The sequence below is a fragment of the Amycolatopsis plumensis genome, assembly GCF_042652605.1.
In the GTDB taxonomy this organism is placed as follows: domain Bacteria; phylum Actinomycetota; class Actinomycetes; order Mycobacteriales; family Pseudonocardiaceae; genus Amycolatopsis; species Amycolatopsis plumensis.
In genome coordinates this window covers 9,611,549-9,629,836 of sequence record NZ_JBHSJY010000001.1, presented here as the reverse complement: position 1 = coordinate 9,629,836, position 18,288 = coordinate 9,611,549, and the positions used below count along the sequence as shown (strand labels likewise).

The following is an 18,288-nucleotide window of genomic DNA, read 5'->3' as shown; positions in this document are numbered from 1 at the left end:
CTGATCGGCAAGGGCCGGTCATCATGGATCTGATCCAATGGACTTGGAAGCTGCGGCGGTACGGCCGCGTCGACGGCTGATGACCCAGATCAAGCCTCCGATCGCGCAGATTGCGAGCTCGGCTGCCACGACGGCGGGCCAGCTGCCGGCGCTGTGGATGGGGGCGGCAAGGCCGCCGCCAACTGTTCCACCGAAGAAACTGGCGGTCATGTAGGCGGTGGATGCCCTGGATCGGGCCGCCGGGGTGTAGGTGAGCAGGCTCGCCTGGTTGAGAATGTGAATTCCCTGCGTTGCCGCGCTGCAGAGCGCGACCCCGACGAGGAGCGGTATCAGGTGCGTGCCGTCGGTTGTCAGGGCCAAAGCTGTTGCCGCCAGTGCGAGGAGGATGCCGGTCGCGCGGTGGGTGTGCCCCCGGTCGTGGAGCCGCCCTAGTTGGTGCGCCATGAGGGCGCCGACGGCACCCAGCAGACCGTGCAGCCCGATCGTCCCCGTCGAGTATTCGTACGGTTTCGCGTACAGCAGCAACGGCAGAGCGGACCACAGCAGTTGGATGGAGGCGAACGCGACGAGGCCGAGCGCCATCCGCCACCGGAGGAACGGCTCACGTCGGATCAGCCCGGCGATCGAGCCGAGCAACGGTAAGTAGGTCGTCGTGGCGGAGGTCGGGTGCAGTGGAAGCCGCCTGTGCAGCACCGTCGCCAGACCGGCGATCAGCACCGCGGAGCCGCCGTAGACGGCTCGCCAGCCAGCCACCTCCTCGACTGCGCCTGCGATGGTGCGAGCCAGCAGGATGCCGGTGAGGAGTCCGGTCATGAGCTTGCCGACCACCGCGCCGGCTTGGTCGTGGCGCGCGAGCGCGGTCGCGAGGACGATGATCATACTGATGGCGGAAGCGGCCAAGCCGGCGGCAGTCAGCGCGGCCAGCAGCAGCCACACCGCAGGAGCCAGCGCTGCCACCAGGAGTGCCGTGGCGTTGAGGACGAGCAGGCCGACGATCAACGGCCGTGTTGCTCGCAAGTCTCCCAGCGGCACCACGAAGACGAGGCCGATCGCGTAACCCAGCTGGGGGAATACGACCGAGAGTCCGGCGACTCCTGCCGGTATGCGGAATGAAGCCGCCAGTTCGGGCAGCAGGGGCTGGCCATAGTAGAGATCGGCGACGATCAAGCCGCAGGCTACTGCCAGCACCGAGGTCAGGCCACGGGGAAGGCCGGGCGCGCTCGTTCGCGGTTCGGCGTCCATGTCGCTACGCTAGAGACGGCCTGTCCAAAAGTTTGGACCAGTTACCCGTGCAGAAGATGGACCACTTCCATGTCAACCGCTGACGCCCCGAGCTTGGAGCTCTTGCTCGACCTGCCCGGTTGGGGGAGCCGCCGCCGCGCACTGGAAGAAGCGTTGCGGTCAGCGGTCCGAGACGGCCGGCTCCCGGCCGGAATGCGGCTGCCGTCCAGCCGCGACTTGGCTGCCCAGCTCGGCGTGTCCCGGGGCACGGTGACCGCTGCCTACGAACAGCTAATCGCCGAGGGATGGCTCGCCAGTCGGCAAGGCTCCGCCACCCGCGTAGCCGACGGAACCATGGCACGGTCGGCTGCGGGCTTCCGGGTGCACGCGTGGCCCGGCGAACCCGAACACGACCTCAGGCCGGGACGTCCCGATCCGCGCGCCTTCCCGCGCGAGCTGTGGGCACGCGCCGTCCGCCACACTCTGCGCGAGGCGCCGGAGGAGGCCTTCGGTTTCGGCGATCCGCGTGGCCGCATCGAGCTGCGCACCACGCTGGCGGCCTGCCTCGGCCGGGCACGAGGCATCCGGATCGACCCGGCCCAGTTGGTCATCTGCTCGGGATACACCCAAGCGCTCGGACTGCTCGGCGAAACGTTCGCCGAAGTCGGTGTCCGGACGGCTGGAATGGAAGACCCCGCTGTCCCAGACCACGTCCGCCAGCTCGACACGCATGTGAATGTGGTCGATGTTCCTCTTGACGACGATGGCTTGCGGGTGGACGTCCTCGACGCTGTGGACGCGGAAGTGGCGGTGTGCACTCCCACCCATCAGTTCCCGCTCGGTACGCACATGTCGGCACGACGCCGACACGAACTGCTGGCGTGGGCCGACCGCAACCTCGGCTGGATCGTGGAGGACGACTACGATGGCGAGTTCCGATACGACCGCCAGCCCATCGCCGCGCTGCAAAGCCGTCGCCCGGGGCGCGTCATCTACGTCGGCTCGACCAGCAAGACCCTCGGTCCGGCAGTGCGACTGGGCTGGATCGCCTGTCCGGCGCCATTGCTCGAGTCGTTGGTCGAAGCCAAACGCCGCGCCCGGCCCACGAGCCCGCTCGACCAGTTGGCGCTGGCCAGGATGATCGAGGTCGGCGACTACGACCGTCACCTTCGTAAAGTGCGCCGCGGCTACCGGGAAAGGCGTGACGTCCTCGTCGAGGCTATGCGCTCGCGCCTGACGGGGACCGAGGTCCGGGGCATCGAGGCAGGGCTGCACGCGCTCGTGCAGTTGCCTCCGGGCGTTGCCGAGGACACGGCCAGGGTCGCCTTGCGGAAGGCCTCCGTGGGTGTTCATACACTCAGCTCTTACCTTCGCAGCGACGACGGCCGGCACGCGGCTTCTTTGGTCGTCGGCTACGCGGCGCCGCCGGCCCACGCGTACGCCGCGGCGATTGACGCGTTGGTGCGCGTAGTCGGTGGCTTGCCGCGGCAGTGACCGCCCTCGAAGACCGGCTTCAGCGGACAGTGAATCTGTTGACGCACCGACGATGGCCTGATCATGCTGTTCGAGCAAATACCTTCCAGTCCTTGTCGTGACACGGCCACGCGGCGACGGGCTGCAGCAATCGGTCGTCCGCGGACAAGAACCGAGCACGGATTGAGGACGCATGCTCAAACGCGTGTTGACGTTCGTGGGGGTGGTCGTCTTGACCTGCCTCACATTGTTTCCACCGGCCGCCTCGGCGGCATCCAGGCCGCCGTCCGGTCTTCGTGGAGTTCCGATACCGGCACTGGCTTGGGCTCCCTGCGACACCAGTGGTGACGGCTACGAGTGCGCGATCGCGCAGGTGCCATTGGACTACCGGAACCCCGGCGGCCGGAAAATCGCGCTTTCCGTGATCCGCAAGCCGGCGACCGATCCCGCACACCGGATCGGATCACTGTTCACCAGTCCCGGTGGGCCCGGCCTGGAGGCGTTCTATTCCGTCCGCGACCTGGGAAGCAGCGCGCCGCAGGTACTGCGGGAGCGGTACGACATCGTCGGCTTTGACCCGCGCGGTGTAGGCGGGAGCGCGCGGGTGACTTGCGTTTCGCAGCCGGTGTATTCCAAGCAGTGGGCCGCGTCCACCGGACGGCCGTCGTCCGGCGGGTTCGAGCGAGCCATCGCGTTCGGCAAGCAGTTCAACGACGGTTGCGTCCTCAGCGATGCGGAACTCCTCCCGTACATGGGAACTGAGTTCGCCGCGCGGGACATGGATCTCCTGCGAGCCGCGATGGGCGATGAAAGACTGAATTTCTTCGGCTTCTCCTACGGCACCTATCTCGGTACGGTCTACGCGAATCTGTTTCCCGAGCGGGTCAGGGTACTTGCTCTGGACGGTGGCATCGAACCCGACTCCTACACCAATGATCCCTATCGGAACAACTACGACCAATATGTCGCTGCGGATGCGTCACTCACCCGGTTCCTCACCTGGTGCTTGAAGTCGCCGACGCAGTGCGCGTTCGGCGGTGGTCACCCCGTGGAAGCCTTCCGTGTCCTGCAAGCGAGCCTGGACGCCGATCCGGTCCGTGCCTCGGACGGACGGGTGATCGCCACCGGGGCTCTGTTCAGTTTCTGGGTTTCCCAGGAACTCGGCGGCGGCCGCGCGAATTGGCCGATGCTGGCGGGCTACTTACAGGAGGTAGCCACCAAACGCAGCGGCTGGCTGGTGCGCGAAATCTCTCCGGGCTACACCACCTATATGAACAACAACGCGGTCATCGAATGCGGTGACCGCCGGTTCCCGCGGGATACGGCTTTGCTGCGGTCGAACGTGTCGATCGCAGTGGCGGCCGCTCCACTTCTGGGACCGGCGCTCGCCTACGGGCCGCCGAGCTATGACCAGGGCAACGCCCAGTCCTGCGCGCAATGGCCGGCCGAACGTCTGTCCAGCTACAGTGGCCCATGGTCGGCCCCGGGCGTCGCCCCGGTTCTGGTGGTGGGCACGACCAACGATCCGGACGTGCCGTACCAGCACGCAGTGAAGCTTTCACGGACGCTGCAGAACGCCCGCTTGCTCACGTTCCAGGGCGAAACGCACACAACCTGGTTCTACAGCGAGTGTTCGAAGGCGTACATCACCCGGTATCTGGTCGACGGCACACTTCCCCCGCCCAATTCGGTGTGTGCCGACGAGGCGCTCCCGGCCGGAACCTGAGCGACGCGGCAGCCGACAACCTGGACAAAGGAGAACGACATCATTCGGAAGAGTACGCGGGCCGGTGCGGGCCTAGCGATCGTGAGTCTGCTGAGCGCGTTGTTCACCGGAACGGCGAATGCCGAGGCCACCCCCGGTGCCCCCGGGGTTGGCGACCCGCTCTACAAATGGGCAGGCAACGGCGGCTACACCGTCGACCACTACGACATCGACCTCCGTTACCAGCCGGCCACCGACGAACTGACCGGGCGGACGACGATCCGGGCCAGCACGACGCAGGATCTCTCGCAGTTCGACCTGGACTTCGCCCTGAAGGTCACTTCGGTCCAGGTCAACGGCGCCCCGGCGACATTCGGACCCCACCCGGAAAACCAGACGGAGCTCGTCGTCACTCCGAGTACGCCCGTCGCGGCCCACCAGCAGATGGTCGTCGTCGTCGAGTACGCCGACGTTCCGTCCCAGGTGCGGTTGGACGGTGTTCAGGTCTGGTACCACACTGAGACAGGAGCCATCGCAACGGGACAACCGCGGCTGTGCAGGGCGTGGTACCCGTGCAATGATCATCCCTCGGACAAGGCAACCTACGCTGTGTCGGCCACCGTGCCGAACGGCAACACCGTGGTCTCCAACGGCGCTCTCGTCAGCCGCACGCAGCCGGTGCCCGGCTGGACGACGTGGCGGTGGAAGGCCGAGGAGCCGATGGTCAGTTACCTGGCGTTCATCGCGCTCGGGCGGTTCGAGCTGGACGCGGGCGTTACCCAGCGGGGCTTGCAGTACTACAACGCCTACGACCCGGCATTGGGTACGTCGTTGCCGACCGCGAAATCCACCATTGAGCGCACGCCCGAAATTGCCGATTTCTTGTCCACGCAGTTCGGGCCGTATCCATTCAGCTCGATCGGCGGGGTCGCCACCAATGCGTGGGGGTCGGCGATCGAGCACCAGACGCGCCCGGTCTACGGCAATCAGTTCTGGCAGGACAAGGATCCGTCGGTGGTGGTTGCGCACGAGGTCGCGCACCAGTGGTTCGGCGACTCGGTGTCGCTTCAGGACTGGACGAACATGTGGCTCAACGAAGGCTTCGCGACCTACGCGGAATGGCTGTGGACCGAGCGCGAAGGCGGTGCCACCGTTGCGGAGCTTGCCGACGCGTTCTACGCGAGATATTCCGAGGAGGACACCTTCTGGGATCTCGTGCTCTGGCCGGGCACCCGACTGTTTCAGCCCGCCGTGTACGAGCGTGGTGCCATGACTCTCCAGGCTCTGCGCACCGAGGTGGGAGACTTGGCCTTCTTCCGGATCTTGAAGGGATATCACCAGAAGTTCCAGGGCGGTCAGACCACGACGGCGGGTTTCCTCGAGTTCGCCGAGCAGATTTCCGGACGGCAGCTGGACTCTCTCTTCAAGACGTGGCTGGTCGACCCCGCCAAGCCGCCGGTCGGGCCCAATGGGACGGTGGCAGCCAACGGCTCGGCGCTGTCCGAGGTCGCTGAGCTGAGCAAGCTGCACAGCCGCCTGGCGGCGCAGTCGCGATAGCGGCAAGTTCGGGGGTCCGGAAAGCCGCCGGTCCCCCGAACCGAGCCGGGCCGGGGGCCGCTCAGCAGACGGCCTCCCACTTTCGCCGGTATCCGTCTGTCCAGACCAGCACCGGTCATCGACGCTGCTCAAGCCGGTTCGAGATCACTCTGGCGACTACCTTGCCCGGCGTCGCATCGTCGTTTACGCTCATCGGGTCAACAGACGACGCGGACCGCGCGGTCGTTGCCGAGTTCGAACTCGCTCACGCCGTCCTCCAATCCGGTCGTCTCCCTTGACAGGCGTCGCGTCAGCGCCGCCGCGCGCAAGCGTCAAGGGAGATGCTGTGTCCATCCACGTGCGTGGCGATTCCGTCCCCGAAGAGATCGCCGACATGGGCGACGCCACATTCACGACGAAGGCTGTGTTCGGGAACTCTTCGTCCTTGATGATCGCCACCCGGCCCGCCGGTTACCACTCCCGTCCGCATCGACACGATTGTGAACAGCTCAACTGGCTCCGCGACGGCGAACTTTGGGTGTTCGTGGAGGACCGTGCCTTCCACCTGCGCGCCGGTGACTTCTTGCGCATCCCGGCCGGGCGGATCCACTGGTCTTGGAACAAGGCGGACCTGCCGTGCACGCTGCTGGAGGTCCACACACCGGGGCTCCAGGACGACCCGTTGATCAAGCGGTTCGCCGTGGGCTTGCACGACCCCGGCGAAACGCCGGAGTTCCTGGGATCGCCGGTCAACGAGTTCCTGGCCCCGGACGATCCGTTCGACGCATCGATCGCCGAACGGCGGGCCGGCTGATGGCCGCCACCACAGGCCGGTATCGCTGGGTCGTCGTGTGCGTACTGTGGCTGACTCTGCTCGTGTCCTACCTCGATCGGGTCATCCTCGGTTCGGCCTTGCCGTTCATCTCCCGCGACCTGGGGCTCTCGCCGTCAATGGCAGGCGTCGTATCCGGTGCGTTGTTCCTTAGCTACACGCTGGTTCAGGTGCCGGCCGGGGCGCTGTCCGATCGCTTCGGCCAGCGGCGTGTCATTGCCATAGCCATCGCTTGGTGGACCGTGTTCAGCGTTCTCACGGGTGTGGTCGCCGGGAGCATCGCCGCCCTGCTGGTCGTCCGGTTCCTCATGGGAGCGGGTGAAGGGTTCCACGCACCGCCGCTGTGGCGCGTACTGTCCAACTGGTTCACGCCAGGGCGAAGGTCCCTGCCCCTCGCGCTCATGTTGAGCGCGCTGACCCTCGGTCCGGCAGTGGCTCCGTCGATCGCCTTTCCGCTGATCACCGCGTGGGGCTGGCGCTCGGTCTTCTACGCGACGCTGGTGCCGGGTTTGCTGTGCGTGGTCGTCGTGGTGCTGTTCCTCCGTGACGCCCCCGGCCACAAGAACCTTGTCGTTAGGCCGGAACCCGCAGCCGTCCGAGAGCGGCGCAATTGGTGGCTGCCACACATCTGGCTGACCTTTGCCGCCTTCTTCTGCTTCGGATTCGTGCTCTACGGTCTGATGACCTGGCTGCCGACCTACCTGCTCACCTACCGCGGGCTGAACCTCGCCCGGACCGGGGTGTTCTCGACGTTGCCGTTCCTGGCCGGAACCGTGGGCATGCTCCTCGGCGCGTGGCTGTGCGAGCGACGGTTCAACAAGGTGCGACGCCAGTTCGTCGCCGTCACCTACTTGCTCACCGCCGTGTGCATCACGCTCACCGTCATCGCTCCGAACGCCACCGTGTCCGGGATCTTCCTGACGGTTGCCGGGTTATTCTTGTACTCGGGGCTCGGCCCGTTCTGGTCGGTGCCGATGGACGTCGTCCGGCCGCACGAGGTGGGGACCTGGCTCGGATTCATCAACATGGGCACCCAGCTCGCCGGCTTGCTGGGCCCCGTTCTGATCGGCTGGCTGGTGCAGAGCAGCGGCTCCTTCACCCTCGTCTTCGCGGCGATGGTCACCGCCATGGTGCTCGGCGCGGGCTGCCTGTTCCGGGCGAAGTCGAGTCGTCCGGCGGCTGACCGTGTCGCCGATCGGGTGAGGGCGTCCCGATGACGACGCGGATCGCGCACACGGCTTCTGCTCACTGGCATACTTCGGCGATGAATCTGCCCGAAGGCCTGATCGTCGTCGGCTACGCCAAGGTATCTGCGGCGTCAGCAGCCCACAATACTCATCGGCTGTTCTCCCTTTGCCTGCTGGTCGATCCCGGTACTGGGAGAGTGCTCGCAGCCGACGCGACTGCCGAGACCACAGTGGTCAGGCGCTGGGTCGCCGACTTGCTGCTCGGCGCCGACCTCACAGCGGACCCCGCTCCCTTGCTCGCCACCGTCGAGCGCAACTATCTCGGTCAAGGCGCGGGCGCGATCCGACAGGCGATCACGGATGCTTGGCGTCGTTATGCTCGGCACCGGGAGGAATGAATGACCTATACGATTCACCGGTTGAACTTCGGATCCGTTTTCATCGACGAGTCCATGCGCCTTCGTGGAATTCAGCCGGGAAACCGGATCGCCGTCCCAGCTCAGGGGTTCCTGCTCGTAGGCCCCCACGGGCCGATCCTCGTCGACGCGGGGTACCGGGATCCGTCGGTGCTGGGTGCCGGCGGAGAAATCGGGCCCGGGCAGGGCTTCGAGGAACAACTGGCGGCGCATGGGATCACGCCCGCCGATTTGACGTGCGTGATCATGACCCACCTGCACCGCGACCACGCCGGCCACCTGCACCGCGTCCCGATGACGGTCCCCGTGGTGCTCAACCGGAGTGAACTCGGCGGTGCCTGCACTGGGATTCAAGGCCGCGCGTACGCCAAGGACGACCTGCACCACCTGATCGATCGGCTGTACACGCCGGGAGCTTTGCGATTCCTCGACTTGGAGTACGGCGCCACCGACGAAGATCTGTGGCCCGGTATCACTTGCCGGCTCTCGGGTGGGCACACTCCGGGTTCGATCGCCGTGGTCGTCGACACCGCTGAAGGCCAGGCGTACCTGTGCGGAGACCTCTTCTACGATGCCGAAGGGGCGCTGCGCAGTCAGCCCCGAGACGGCTTCGTCGCAGGCGTGCAGCCGACCTACCTCGTTCCGGACGATCCCGCGCTGAGCAACAACTTCACGACCTCCGTCCGGCAGGAAATGGCCGCGGTCAAGGCGGCGCGGCGATATCGCTTCGTGCTCCCCGCTCACGACGATCCCGGTGTGCTCGAGCACGGCCGTTACGTCGGCCGGATCCTGGGCGACATCATTCCTGGTCAGATCACGCCGACACCGTAAGAAGCTTCTGTCACCGAAAATCCGACAAATATTCAACAGGAGTACCATGTACGCGTTGAGCATTTCCGGCCCGGCTTCCGACGGGAGCACGTCGAAAGTGGCGGAGCTCGACGACCCGAAGCCCGAAGCCGGCCAAGTCGCGATCGATGTCGCCTATGCAGGTATCAACTTCATCGATGTCATGGCCCGGCGCGGTGATCCCGGTTATGCGTCCGGTTGGCCGTACGTCCCGGGGCTGGAAGTCGCCGGAACCGTCCGCGCGCTGGGGGAGGGAGTGCGGGACTTGCACCTCGGCCAGCGAGTCGCGGCTTTCACCTCCGGGGGCGGACTCGCGCAGGTGGCGGTGGCGGCCGCAGACGTCACTGTCGGCGTGCCGGGCGGAGTGCCGTTAGAGATCGCCGCGGCGGCGCCGCTGGCGTTGTCGACCGCTGTCCTCCTGCTCACCGAGAAAGCGCGCATTCGTCCCGGCGAGACGGTCCTCATGCATTCGGCGAGCGGCGGCATCGGCTCGGTGGTCGCTCAGGTGGCGGCAGCGTTGGGCAGCGGCGTCCGGATCGGCACCGTGGGACGACCTGAAAAGGTGGCAGTGGCTCGGGCGACAGGATGGGATGAGGTGTTCTCGCGAGACACCGATCTGCCAGACGCCGTTTCGAAGATCGCACCCGATGGCGTCGACGTGATCCTCGACCCGACCGGCACCGCGCTGCTCGACCTCGACCTGATGATCGCTGCCCCGGGCGCACGGATCATCCTGTTCGGCAATCCCCGCGGTGGTACCCCGGAACCGTTGCCGCCGCTGGGACGGTTGATCGGAGGCAATGTCGGGCTTCTCGGGTTCAGCATGAGCCGGCTCAATGCGACGGTTCCAGCCCTGGTCGCCCGCGCGCTTTCGACCGGACTGGACATGATCGCCGACGGAACGGTCCGCCCGGAGGTCACCGTGGTGGAATCTCTGGAATCCGTGGCTGCAGTCCACGACTTGCTCGCCGCCGGCGTGGGCAACGGCAAGTACGTCGTCAAGTTGACCCGCTGATGCGAGCAGTCTGGTACGACCGGACCGGACCCGCTCGCGAGGTCCTGGTGGTCGGCGAACTGCCGGACCCCGAACCGGCGGCCGGTGAAGTCCGGGTTCGCGTCGCGGTCGCCGGCGTCAACCCGCGCGACGTGAAGCGACGGGGCGGGGTGGGCGACCGTGTGATGGTCGATCCGAGGGTGATTCCCGGGGACGACGGCGCGGGAGTGATCGACAGGGTCGGTGCCGGCGTGTCGCCATCGCGGGTGGGGGAGCGGGTGTGGGTCCATTCCGCGACTTTCACCGGGGCCTTCGGTACTTCGGCTGACTACGTCGTCGTGCCCGCGCACCATGCGGTGCCGCTGCCGGCGAATGCCGGTTTCGAGATCGGTGCCTGTCTCGGCGTACCTGCACTGACCGCACATCGGGCTGTCTTCGCCGACGGTCCGGTGACCGGCCTGACCGTGCTCGTCACCGGCGGTGCTGGCGCGGTGGGCCATTACGCGATCGAGTTCGCCCGTCTCGGCGGTGCCACGGTGATCGCCACCGCGAGTTCGCCGGCGAAGCGCCAGGCCGCCCGCGCCGCGGGCGCCCACCACGTCGTGGACTACCGCCGGTCGGACGCGGCCGAGCTGATCCGCGCAGCGACCGGTGGCCGAGGGGTCGACCGAGTCGTCGATGTAGCGTTCGGGGCCAATTTGCCGCTCACCACTGAGGTGGTTGCGCAGAATGCTGTCATCGCCACCTATGCATCCGACGCCGAACCTTGGCCGAATATACCTTTTTATCGGCTCATGCGCTGCGGGATCGCCATTCGTACCGTGTTCGTGTTCGCCATGCCCCAAGAAGCAATGGAACGCGCCTGCGGTGAGATCACGGGCCTTCTCGAACAAGGCTCGCTCACGCACCCTATCGCGGCAAGGTTCCGGCTAGAAGACTGTGCTGAAGCGCACGTCTGCTTGGAGAGACGGGCCGTCATCGGCAAAATTCTGGTCGATCTGCAGGCACCTCGAGAGGGTGAGTGCTAAGGGGACGTAGGCTGACGCCTGCCTCGGTGAACGAAGGGGCTGCCGAGTGTCTCCGACTTCCTTGTGTCGATCCGGAGTTCTAGGCGACCAGCGACAGCTCCCGGTGCGTAGGTATCGGGGCATCGTCAGACGATTTCTGACGATGCCCCGATACAGTCAATCAGCAGAGGCCCACGTAGTACGCGTTGGTGGTCCGCCAGGACAGCTGGCGCTTCTCCCATGGGCCGAAACAACTAGACTCGGTGTAACCGTCGTAGTAATCGATGTGAACTCTGACAGTACTGTTGCCGCAGTGGCGGTACCAGTATGTATAGCCGCTGAGCCAGTCGCCGGCGCGCCAGTAGCCGCAAGGATCACTCGAGGCTGTGACAGATGACGTACTGGCCGTGTCGACCCTGTGCTCGGAGGCGAGCGCGGTCGTGCCAGTGGCGGAGGTCAAAATCCCTCCGGTCACCATGGCGGTGGCGACCGCTACCTGCGTAAGTTTACGGAGCACTTGATTCCCTTTCTGAACTGCAACCAGCGAGATCATCCTGACTGTCATCAAGGGCATGGTGGGACCGGTTCAAGTATTTTCGAATGTGATCCGTCGGGGTCAGTGTCTAGCCTGATGGTGCCGGGGCGCGGCAGACTCGATGCGACAGCTAGCCCAACTGGTCACATTATCCAACCTCGATTGGCCCAGTCCAGTGACGTCGACGCGGGTTAGCATGCGCATGGCTTGCTGTCCGGTGAAGTCTGGGGAGTAATTGAATCCATGCGCGTACTTCTCGCCGGCGATGCTGGTGCTCGGCACAGGCTGGTGCCTTGGTGGTCAGAGCTGGGCACGAGGTGACTGCGAGGAGTGGCGTAGAGGCGGGGCTGCAGATGTTGAGCTCGTTCGGCGCAACTGGTGTCCGAACCGACGCGCTCGTCCGGGAGGCGCTGTGCACCGTGCCGGTCGAAGCTCGCTGGCGTGCGACGAATCGTTGCACAGTCGATTGCCTGGGCGTACGCGCCAGGGAGTACGCTCGCGGGCGGGTGAGAACCGTTGCATCTGGACGCTGCGACGCCACACTCCGTTACAGTAGGTTGCGTAGATGCGCTCGAATGTGCAGTCGTAGAATCGACGAACTCGTCATTGTTGCCAGAGCAAGCCGGGACTGGAACCGGGTCGAAGCACTAAAGCTGCTCTGGATTCGTGCCAGCCTCTACGACATCTCGCGCCACTGCTGGGCGACCGGCTCCGAATGAATCGTTTTACGTCTATGAGTGCCAACAGGATGTGCGTCCGCCACGCTGCCGATCACCGGGCTGGCGAGGCTGCCGATGCTGACCGTCAACCCGAGGGTCACGCCGCTGGCCGTCCCCCACCCGCGTGGGCAGGTAGTCCTGTCCCAGCACGGTGACCGCTGTGATCGCCACCGGTGGGCTACGGTGGACACCCGTGCTGATAGTGCCGGCCCTGGCGCGCGCGGTGCTCCCCGTGCTGGTGTTGCGTGTGCTGCGCCAAGCATGCGCCGTCGACCGCGTCGAGCACCCCGATCAGGCAGAACGACACGGCCTCGTTTGTAAGGCTGTGCGCAACGGTCGCATTCCGGTCGATCGCCTACGCGACCGCCGGCGCGGGCACTTGGGTTGCGCCGACCACCCGGGCGATTTGGGTGCCGGCCGGGGCGGTGTACGTTTACCGCGCCTACGGCAGCCTGGACTTGCACGGTGGGTTGAGCCCGGCGAGGACCGGCCGGCTGCGGACGCGACACGGTTCGAGGAGTGGAAGTTCCCGTACGCCAACGTCCTCGGCTACGCGGCGGCTGTACGCTACGCGCTCCGGGGCGGCCTGGAGCCGATTTCCCTCCGCGCGCCCGGGCTCGCGACCAGGTTCTGTGACCGGCTGGCAGTCATCCCCGGCGTGCGCGTCCTCGACGACGTCAGTTAGGCGACTCTGCGGGTTGCGAGTTTGGGCTTGGCCACTCGGGAGGCGGCTGCTCAAGCAGCTCCTGAGCCGCGCGGCCACTGCGATCGGCTACCGAGTAGTTTCAGTCTAGGCTGAATGCCTTGACGGCGGACATCGTCGAGCGTTGTAATGCTGGAGTCAGTGCTGGAAAGGTACGCACGCGGGAGACGGTTGTATAAGTCCGCAAACTCGCAACCGATTGGTCTGGCTTCAACCTCAACGTGGCGCTAGTTCAGGCTCGCGACGTCCATGCAAGATTGGCGACAGCTTTGCCTGAAAATGACACCGACACGGCGTGGCTGCCGCCGTTTGAGCATGCGGCAAACGAGGATACGGTGGCGTTGGCTGCCAAGAAGTCGAAGCTGCACGTGTTGTATATACGCGCGGCGGGTATCGCGGCACTCTGGCTAGTAATCATCGGTGTGGCGATCGGGGGTATGGTGGCACTCTATCACCCCGCCGACGTGCTACTGCGAACCGGGGACCGCGTGCAGGGCAGGGTGTTGAATTATTCCCATCGCAGCAATGGTGCGGACATTCTATATGTAGAATACAAGATATTTGGAAAACTTCGATTTGCTGAGATTATCAAGCAATCATCGAAGCAGTACAACGCGGGCGACAAGATCACGGTCATATATGAGCGAGAAAACCCGGACCACGTGCGCACGATGTACGAAAGTAACGTCGACGACGATATGGCTGACTTCTGTTGGATTGTAATCTTCGTGGCAATGCTGTTCTTCGTGTTCAGCGTGGTTGCAGTTGTTCGGTGGTGGCGTCGTTATAAGGCGGTGTGTCGCACGGGTTGGCGCGCCGCGTCAGTGACCGTCGCGCCGGACTATCCAATCCGCAGGCTTAGGCATATGCCGGATATTTACGTCAGTTACAATGACGGCAGTCATATTACGCTGAGGGCGTCAACGTCATGCCATGGATCCACCCCGTTGCGGAACCAACCCGATCGGCCCGCCTGGGTGGGCGGTACATGCAAGGACATGGTAGTCCTTTTTCCGCACGGACGTTGGCGAAAGTTGCCATATGTGGTGCCGGCGTTCGCCCGGACAACGCGCACGGTTAAGCGGTCGCGTAAACGCTAGCACGTAATGGTAGCGCCAAGAGGGAGAAATGCCAGGAATGGCTGGGTTTGCGTTCGCAGCGGATTGCCAGGCGCCGGTGACCGGTCAGCCGGGCGATCGAGCAGGTCCACCGTGACCTGGCCGCCGCCCTGCAGGAACGCACTGAACAGGTCATGCTCCACCTCGCCCGCCGCGCCCAGGACCTCACCGGCTCCCGTCTCTTGTGCCTCGGCGGCAGGTCCGCCCACCCGGGCTGAGGTTGCCGGCCAGATCCCGGCCTGGCCTAGGCCCCGGCCTGGCCTGGCCTGGCCTAGCCTAGCCCGTATGGAGGGCTGGCGCCTCGCTCGTAAGTTGGCGCGGGTTGCCGCCACGCTTGGTGGTAGTGCCGCGATTTACGGGAGGCGCCGGTGTTTATCGAGCGTACGTGTGTCGGGTTGGATGTTCACGCCCGGTCGGTGGTGGCTTGTGCGATCGACAACGAGGCGGGCGAGGTCCGGTCGCTGCGGTTGTCGCCGAGGAGGGAGGCGGTGGCGGGGTGGGTGTGTTCGCTGCCGGCGAAAGCCTCAGGAGGTCTGGGTCGGCGGCGAAGACCGGGCGATGGCCGTGCTGTTCCCGCCCGTTCACCTAGACCAGCAGCCCTACGTGGTGCCGGCTTGGGCGCTCGGTCCGCGCACGCTCGGTTGAGCCTGCTGAAGGACGTGCCACCGCTGGCCGGGACCCAAGTCGTCGTACTCCACGGTGGAAGGACGAAGGGGCGGCGACGGCTCGGACCTGCACGCGGGTTTTTCCGGACTCCCGGCTTGTGAATGCTGGTGTTCTTCCCTCCGTGTGCGGGTCCGGGGAGGGGTCACGCAGTGAAGATCGCGCTCGGGTCGCCGGTGAACCACGTGTTGTCGATCCGCATGCGGTGGATCAGCCAGCGCCCGCCGTCCCGGACCAGGTCGACGTCATAAGGGTTCTTCAACAACGCGAACACCTCGCGGTCGGCGGTCAGCAGGTGCTGGGCCTCGACGAGTGCGGTCAGCCGCGCGGTGTCGTCCTCGACGGCGACACGCGTGTTGGTGACTTGGTGCGTGGTGTCCACCCGGCCGGTGAACAGGCCGAGGATGGTGGTGACGATCGTGTCCCGGCCTGCCATCAGCGGCGGCCGCGCGCCCCACTTCGCGGCGGCCGGCCGGAAGTCGAGCTCGGCGTCCGCGGTGAAGGCCGACGCGAACAGCGCCCTGTCCTTCAGATCCTGGCCGAGGGCGAACCGGTGGAGCGCGTCGACGATCTCGACCCGGTCCCGCAGCTCCGCCACGACTGCCGCGCCGCTTCCGGCGGCCAGCGCGTGGTCATCGGTGACGTACATCCTTGCTCCTTTGTGGACTGGTTTCCGCTGCCTCCACTCTCCGGCGCGCAGAACCCCGGAACAACGCCGATGTGTGCCATGATCGTGAAGCCACGCTTAACGAAGTGAGGACGGACATGCTCGAGCGGCACGAGCTGGAGGCGTTCCTGACCCTGGCCGAGGAACTGCACTTCGGCCGCACAGCGGAGCGGCTGCACGTGTCCACCGCCCGGATCAGCCAGACGATCCGCAAACTGGAACGCCGGGTCGGGGTCTCGCTGTTCACCCGCACCAGCCGCCGGGTCGAACTGTCCCCCGTGGGCCGCCGGCTCCGCGACGACCTACGGCCCGCCTGGGCCGCGATCAACGCCGCGGTGGCGCACGCGATCGAGACCGGCCGCGGGTTCACCGGAACCCTGCAGGTGTGCTTCACCGGCGCGGCCGCCGGCCAGCTGCTGGTCGGCGCCACCGACCTGTTCCGGGAACGCCACCCCGACTGCGACGTCCGCATCCGCGAAGCCCAGCTGGCCGAACTGATGCCCTGGCTGCGCGACGGCGAAGTCGACCTCGCGCTGGCGACCTTCCCCGTGCACGAGCCCGGCATCGACAGCGGACCCGTGCTGGTGTCCGAAGCCCGCTTCCTCGCCGTCCCGGCCGGTCACGCCTTCGCCGGGCTTGACTCCCTCTCCGTCGAAGACCTGGCCACGGTCACCATGCTGCAGCTGCCGGACACCCTGCCCGAATCCCTGCGCGCCGACCGCACCCCCGTGACCACCCCGGCCGGACACCTGATCCGCACCGGCCGCACGGCCGCCACGTTCCAGGAAATGCTCACCCTCGTCGGCGCCGGACACGGCGTCTTCCCGGTCGGCGCCAACGTCCGGCGCTACTACGCCCGCCCCGACGTCGCCTACGTCCACCTCCACGACGCACCACCCCTGCAGTGGGGCCTGCTCTGGCGCACCGACAACGCCACCGCCCGCGTCCACGCCTTCGGCGCCGCCGCCCACGACCTCGTCTCCGCACACCGCTGACTTCGTCCTCATCCGGAGCTCACGGCAGTGCCGGACTCGCGCGAGGTGGGAACGAGTGCAGGCATCGAAAGGCGACAACTACTGCCGGATCAGGTGAAGCACAGGTGCCGCGGATCTCCTCCGATCAGTTGCGGCAGCGGCGTCGGTAATACGCCCAGGTGACCACAGCCAGCAGAGGTGCCCAGAGCGAGAGCGGCAGGTAACAGGCTATGAGCAGAACCTGCCAGCCCGTGCTGGCGAATGTCGTTCCTTCCACATCTGGGAAGTCCCTGAAGGTGTACGTCCAGATGGCAGCCAGAGCGACGGCCCCGAACGCGGCTGGAAGGACCGCAGCGCGAGGCGCCACCCAACGACCGCCAATCAGGGGGAGCCAACTCGTGACGCGCTCGCCCCACGGCCGTACGAGCCCGAGGGTCAGCAGGGCGAGGCCTTCGCAGACGACGCTCAGCCCGGCGGTGGAGAACGCTTCCCATCCGTCAATGACGTCGTAGGGACGCAGCCCGAGATCAGCGCCGCCCGCCAGGAACAGGCGCCAGATCCCCGACGGCAAGGTTGTCAGCGGAATCAGGTGGGCGGAGACGACTGCCCCAACGGGGCGGGCGGCGTGCGTCGCGTACCTCGGGGTGAGAGGTGAGCGTGGGTTTCATGCTGAGAGTCTGGCTGGAGCACGCCGGGCGGACCTCCCCCTGAGGTATCAGCTGCTTGGACCGCGAGGGTGAACGGCGTCGTTGCGCACCGTGCCGTCGACATTGGGCAGGATCCGATGCCCATCACTCTTCGGTGCGATCGCGGACCTTTGACTTCGGACGGTGGCTGCCCTGCGCGCACAGCGGGTAGCTATCATCGCACGGGACGATGGATGAACACCCGATCGACGAGTAGCAGCGCTCCTGTCACGGCACAGAAGGCCATCGCGATCAGGAATGCCGACGGACTGTAGCCGGGCACGACGAGCGGTGAGAGGATGCCGACCGTGGATCCTACCTGCACCAATGCGGTATAGAGGGCGGCGCCGCCACCGATGCCCGATCGCAGAGCTTCCCCGAGAAGCACCATGCCGACGCTCTAGAAACCGGCGGCAAACATGGCGTAGACGACTTGAGAAACGACCATGACCGGATAACTGGTGCCAAAGGAAACCAAGAGGAACGCGAACATCCCGGCTAGGCAGACCACGACTAGTTTCTGCTGGCTGCCATGACGATCGCTGAGGATGCTGATTGGCAGTCCGTCCACGTGCGGGCGAGGTTTCTGCGTACAGCGGGTTCGCTGCACGGTTTCCATTGGTCGATCCCGCTGACCATGCCACAGCAATGTTCAAGAAAGCCAGCGCGACCGCAACGTGCGCAGGCCGCAGCAGGGGACCTAGAAAGCTTTCCAGTTTCGATGCGGCGGCGAAGAAGCCGAGCCCGGCCACATATCCCGCCACGTAGAACGAGCACACCCGCTTGCGGGCAACCACGTGCGGGGAATCGAGGCCGGCGTGCACACCCTTCATACGCTGGGCTCCTACCTCCGCAGCGATCACGGTCGGTATGCGGCGTCGCTGATCGCCGGTTACGCCACGCCGCCGGCCTACACCTACCCCGCGGCTAACGATGCCCTGGTGCGCGTCGACGGGGTTAGGATTTCGACGAGTGACCAGGTGAAGCACGTCGGGGCGGGTGG

At 66.0% G+C, this 18,288-nt stretch carries 18 protein-coding genes; 12 read left to right on the top strand and 6 right to left on the bottom strand.

Annotated elements, in window-relative coordinates; all coding sequences use genetic code 11:
- Positions 1–21: 21 nt before the first annotated feature.
- Entirely contained in the window at positions 22–1,242 is a 1,221-nt protein-coding gene (locus ACFPLC_RS46565) for an MFS transporter (protein WP_378207787.1), read from the bottom strand.
- A gap of 102 nt (positions 1,243–1,344) precedes the next feature.
- On the opposite strand from ACFPLC_RS46565, the gene pdxR reads away from it, so the two are divergent.
- From pdxR to ACFPLC_RS46520, 9 genes are all read left to right on the top strand, one after another.
- The gene (gene pdxR, locus ACFPLC_RS46560; RefSeq protein WP_378207784.1) at positions 1,345–2,715 is read left to right on the top strand and encodes a MocR-like pyridoxine biosynthesis transcription factor PdxR; all 1,371 of its coding nucleotides are present in this window, start codon (positions 1,345–1,347) and stop codon (positions 2,713–2,715) included.
- A 172-nt stretch (positions 2,716–2,887) separates the two neighbouring features.
- Positions 2,888–4,420: an alpha/beta hydrolase gene (locus tag ACFPLC_RS46555; RefSeq protein ID WP_378235630.1), complete on the top strand. Its 1,533-nt coding sequence runs from the start codon at positions 2,888–2,890 to the stop codon at positions 4,418–4,420.
- A gap of 81 nt (positions 4,421–4,501) precedes the next feature.
- Positions 4,502–5,956, top strand: coding sequence for a M1 family metallopeptidase (locus ACFPLC_RS46550; protein WP_378207778.1), 1,455 nt, complete (start codon positions 4,502–4,504; stop codon positions 5,954–5,956).
- Positions 5,957–6,281: 325 nt separating this feature from the next.
- Positions 6,282–6,749 (top strand): cupin domain-containing protein, encoded by a 468-nt coding sequence (locus tag ACFPLC_RS46545; RefSeq protein WP_378235629.1) that lies wholly within the window; start codon positions 6,282–6,284, stop codon positions 6,747–6,749.
- Positions 6,749–7,984, top strand: a complete 1,236-nt coding sequence (locus ACFPLC_RS46540; protein ID WP_378207772.1) for an MFS transporter — start codon at positions 6,749–6,751, stop codon at positions 7,982–7,984. The genes ACFPLC_RS46545 and ACFPLC_RS46540 overlap by 1 nt, the downstream gene beginning before the upstream one ends.
- Entirely contained in the window at positions 7,981–8,352 is a 372-nt protein-coding gene (locus ACFPLC_RS46535; RefSeq protein WP_378207769.1) for a DUF3870 domain-containing protein, read from the top strand. Before ACFPLC_RS46540 ends, ACFPLC_RS46535 begins: the two co-directional genes overlap by 4 nt.
- Positions 8,353–9,201: an MBL fold metallo-hydrolase gene (locus ACFPLC_RS46530; protein WP_378207766.1), complete on the top strand. Its 849-nt coding sequence runs from the start codon at positions 8,353–8,355 to the stop codon at positions 9,199–9,201. It begins immediately after the preceding gene.
- Between the two features lie 55 nt (positions 9,202–9,256).
- Entirely contained in the window at positions 9,257–10,234 is a 978-nt protein-coding gene (locus ACFPLC_RS46525; protein ID WP_378207764.1) for a quinone oxidoreductase family protein, read from the top strand.
- A gap of 47 nt (positions 10,235–10,281) precedes the next feature.
- A complete protein-coding gene (locus ACFPLC_RS46520; protein WP_378235628.1) occupies positions 10,282–11,241 on the top strand; it encodes an NADPH:quinone reductase in 960 nt (319 codons plus the stop codon).
- A gap of 160 nt (positions 11,242–11,401) precedes the next feature.
- Here ACFPLC_RS46520 and ACFPLC_RS46515 read toward each other — a convergent pair whose 3' ends face one another.
- Positions 11,402–11,785, bottom strand: a complete 384-nt coding sequence (locus ACFPLC_RS46515) for a DUF6355 family natural product biosynthesis protein (protein WP_378235627.1) — start codon at positions 11,783–11,785, stop codon at positions 11,402–11,404.
- An 849-nt stretch (positions 11,786–12,634) separates the two neighbouring features.
- Between ACFPLC_RS46515 and ACFPLC_RS46510 the strand changes: the two genes are divergently transcribed.
- A complete protein-coding gene (locus ACFPLC_RS46510) occupies positions 12,635–13,159 on the top strand; it encodes a hypothetical protein (protein ID WP_378235626.1) in 525 nt (174 codons plus the stop codon).
- Between the two features lie 275 nt (positions 13,160–13,434).
- The gene (locus ACFPLC_RS46505) at positions 13,435–14,277 is read left to right on the top strand and encodes a DUF3592 domain-containing protein (RefSeq protein WP_378207756.1); all 843 of its coding nucleotides are present in this window, start codon (positions 13,435–13,437) and stop codon (positions 14,275–14,277) included.
- Between the two features lie 826 nt (positions 14,278–15,103).
- Here the strand turns inward: ACFPLC_RS46505 and ACFPLC_RS46500 are convergent.
- Positions 15,104–15,607: a nuclear transport factor 2 family protein gene (locus ACFPLC_RS46500; protein WP_378235624.1), complete on the bottom strand. Its 504-nt coding sequence runs from the start codon at positions 15,605–15,607 to the stop codon at positions 15,104–15,106.
- 104 nt (positions 15,608–15,711) lie between these two features.
- Here ACFPLC_RS46500 and ACFPLC_RS46495 point away from each other — a divergent pair, with 104 nt between their 5' ends.
- Positions 15,712–16,620, top strand: a complete 909-nt coding sequence (locus tag ACFPLC_RS46495; RefSeq protein WP_378236241.1) for a LysR family transcriptional regulator — start codon at positions 15,712–15,714, stop codon at positions 16,618–16,620.
- 124 nt (positions 16,621–16,744) lie between these two features.
- Here the strand turns inward: ACFPLC_RS46495 and ACFPLC_RS46490 are convergent, their stop codons facing one another.
- From ACFPLC_RS46490 to ACFPLC_RS46480, 3 genes are all read right to left on the bottom strand, one after another.
- Positions 16,745–17,170 carry a hypothetical protein gene (locus ACFPLC_RS46490; protein WP_378207365.1) on the bottom strand — a complete coding sequence of 142 codons (426 nt, stop codon included), beginning with the start codon at positions 17,168–17,170 and terminating at the stop codon, positions 16,745–16,747.
- A gap of 290 nt (positions 17,171–17,460) precedes the next feature.
- Positions 17,461–17,676: a hypothetical protein gene (locus ACFPLC_RS46485; protein ID WP_378207367.1), complete on the bottom strand. Its 216-nt coding sequence runs from the start codon at positions 17,674–17,676 to the stop codon at positions 17,461–17,463.
- 9 nt (positions 17,677–17,685) lie between these two features.
- Positions 17,686–17,904 (bottom strand): hypothetical protein, encoded by a 219-nt coding sequence (locus ACFPLC_RS46480; RefSeq protein ID WP_378207370.1) that lies wholly within the window; start codon positions 17,902–17,904, stop codon positions 17,686–17,688.
- Positions 17,905–18,288 lie beyond the last annotated feature (384 nt).

Coding starts and splice junctions, on each gene's coding strand:
- ACFPLC_RS46565 (WP_378207787.1), bottom strand. CDS start 1,242: ATGGACGCCGAACCGCGAACGAGCGCGCCCGGCCTTCCCCGTGGCCTG.
- ACFPLC_RS46555 (WP_378235630.1), top strand. CDS start 2,888: ATGCTCAAACGCGTGTTGACGTTCGTGGGGGTGGTCGTCTTGACCTGC.
- ACFPLC_RS46540 (WP_378207772.1), top strand. CDS start 6,749: ATGGCCGCCACCACAGGCCGGTATCGCTGGGTCGTCGTGTGCGTACTG.
- ACFPLC_RS46535 (WP_378207769.1), top strand. CDS start 7,981: ATGACGACGCGGATCGCGCACACGGCTTCTGCTCACTGGCATACTTCG.
- ACFPLC_RS46530 (WP_378207766.1), top strand. CDS start 8,353: ATGACCTATACGATTCACCGGTTGAACTTCGGATCCGTTTTCATCGAC.
- ACFPLC_RS46515 (WP_378235627.1), bottom strand. CDS start 11,785: ATGACAGTCAGGATGATCTCGCTGGTTGCAGTTCAGAAAGGGAATCAA.
- ACFPLC_RS46500 (WP_378235624.1), bottom strand. CDS start 15,607: ATGTACGTCACCGATGACCACGCGCTGGCCGCCGGAAGCGGCGCGGCA.
- ACFPLC_RS46485 (WP_378207367.1), bottom strand. CDS start 17,676: ATGGTGCTTCTCGGGGAAGCTCTGCGATCGGGCATCGGTGGCGGCGCC.
- ACFPLC_RS46480 (WP_378207370.1), bottom strand. CDS start 17,904: ATGGAAACCGTGCAGCGAACCCGCTGTACGCAGAAACCTCGCCCGCAC.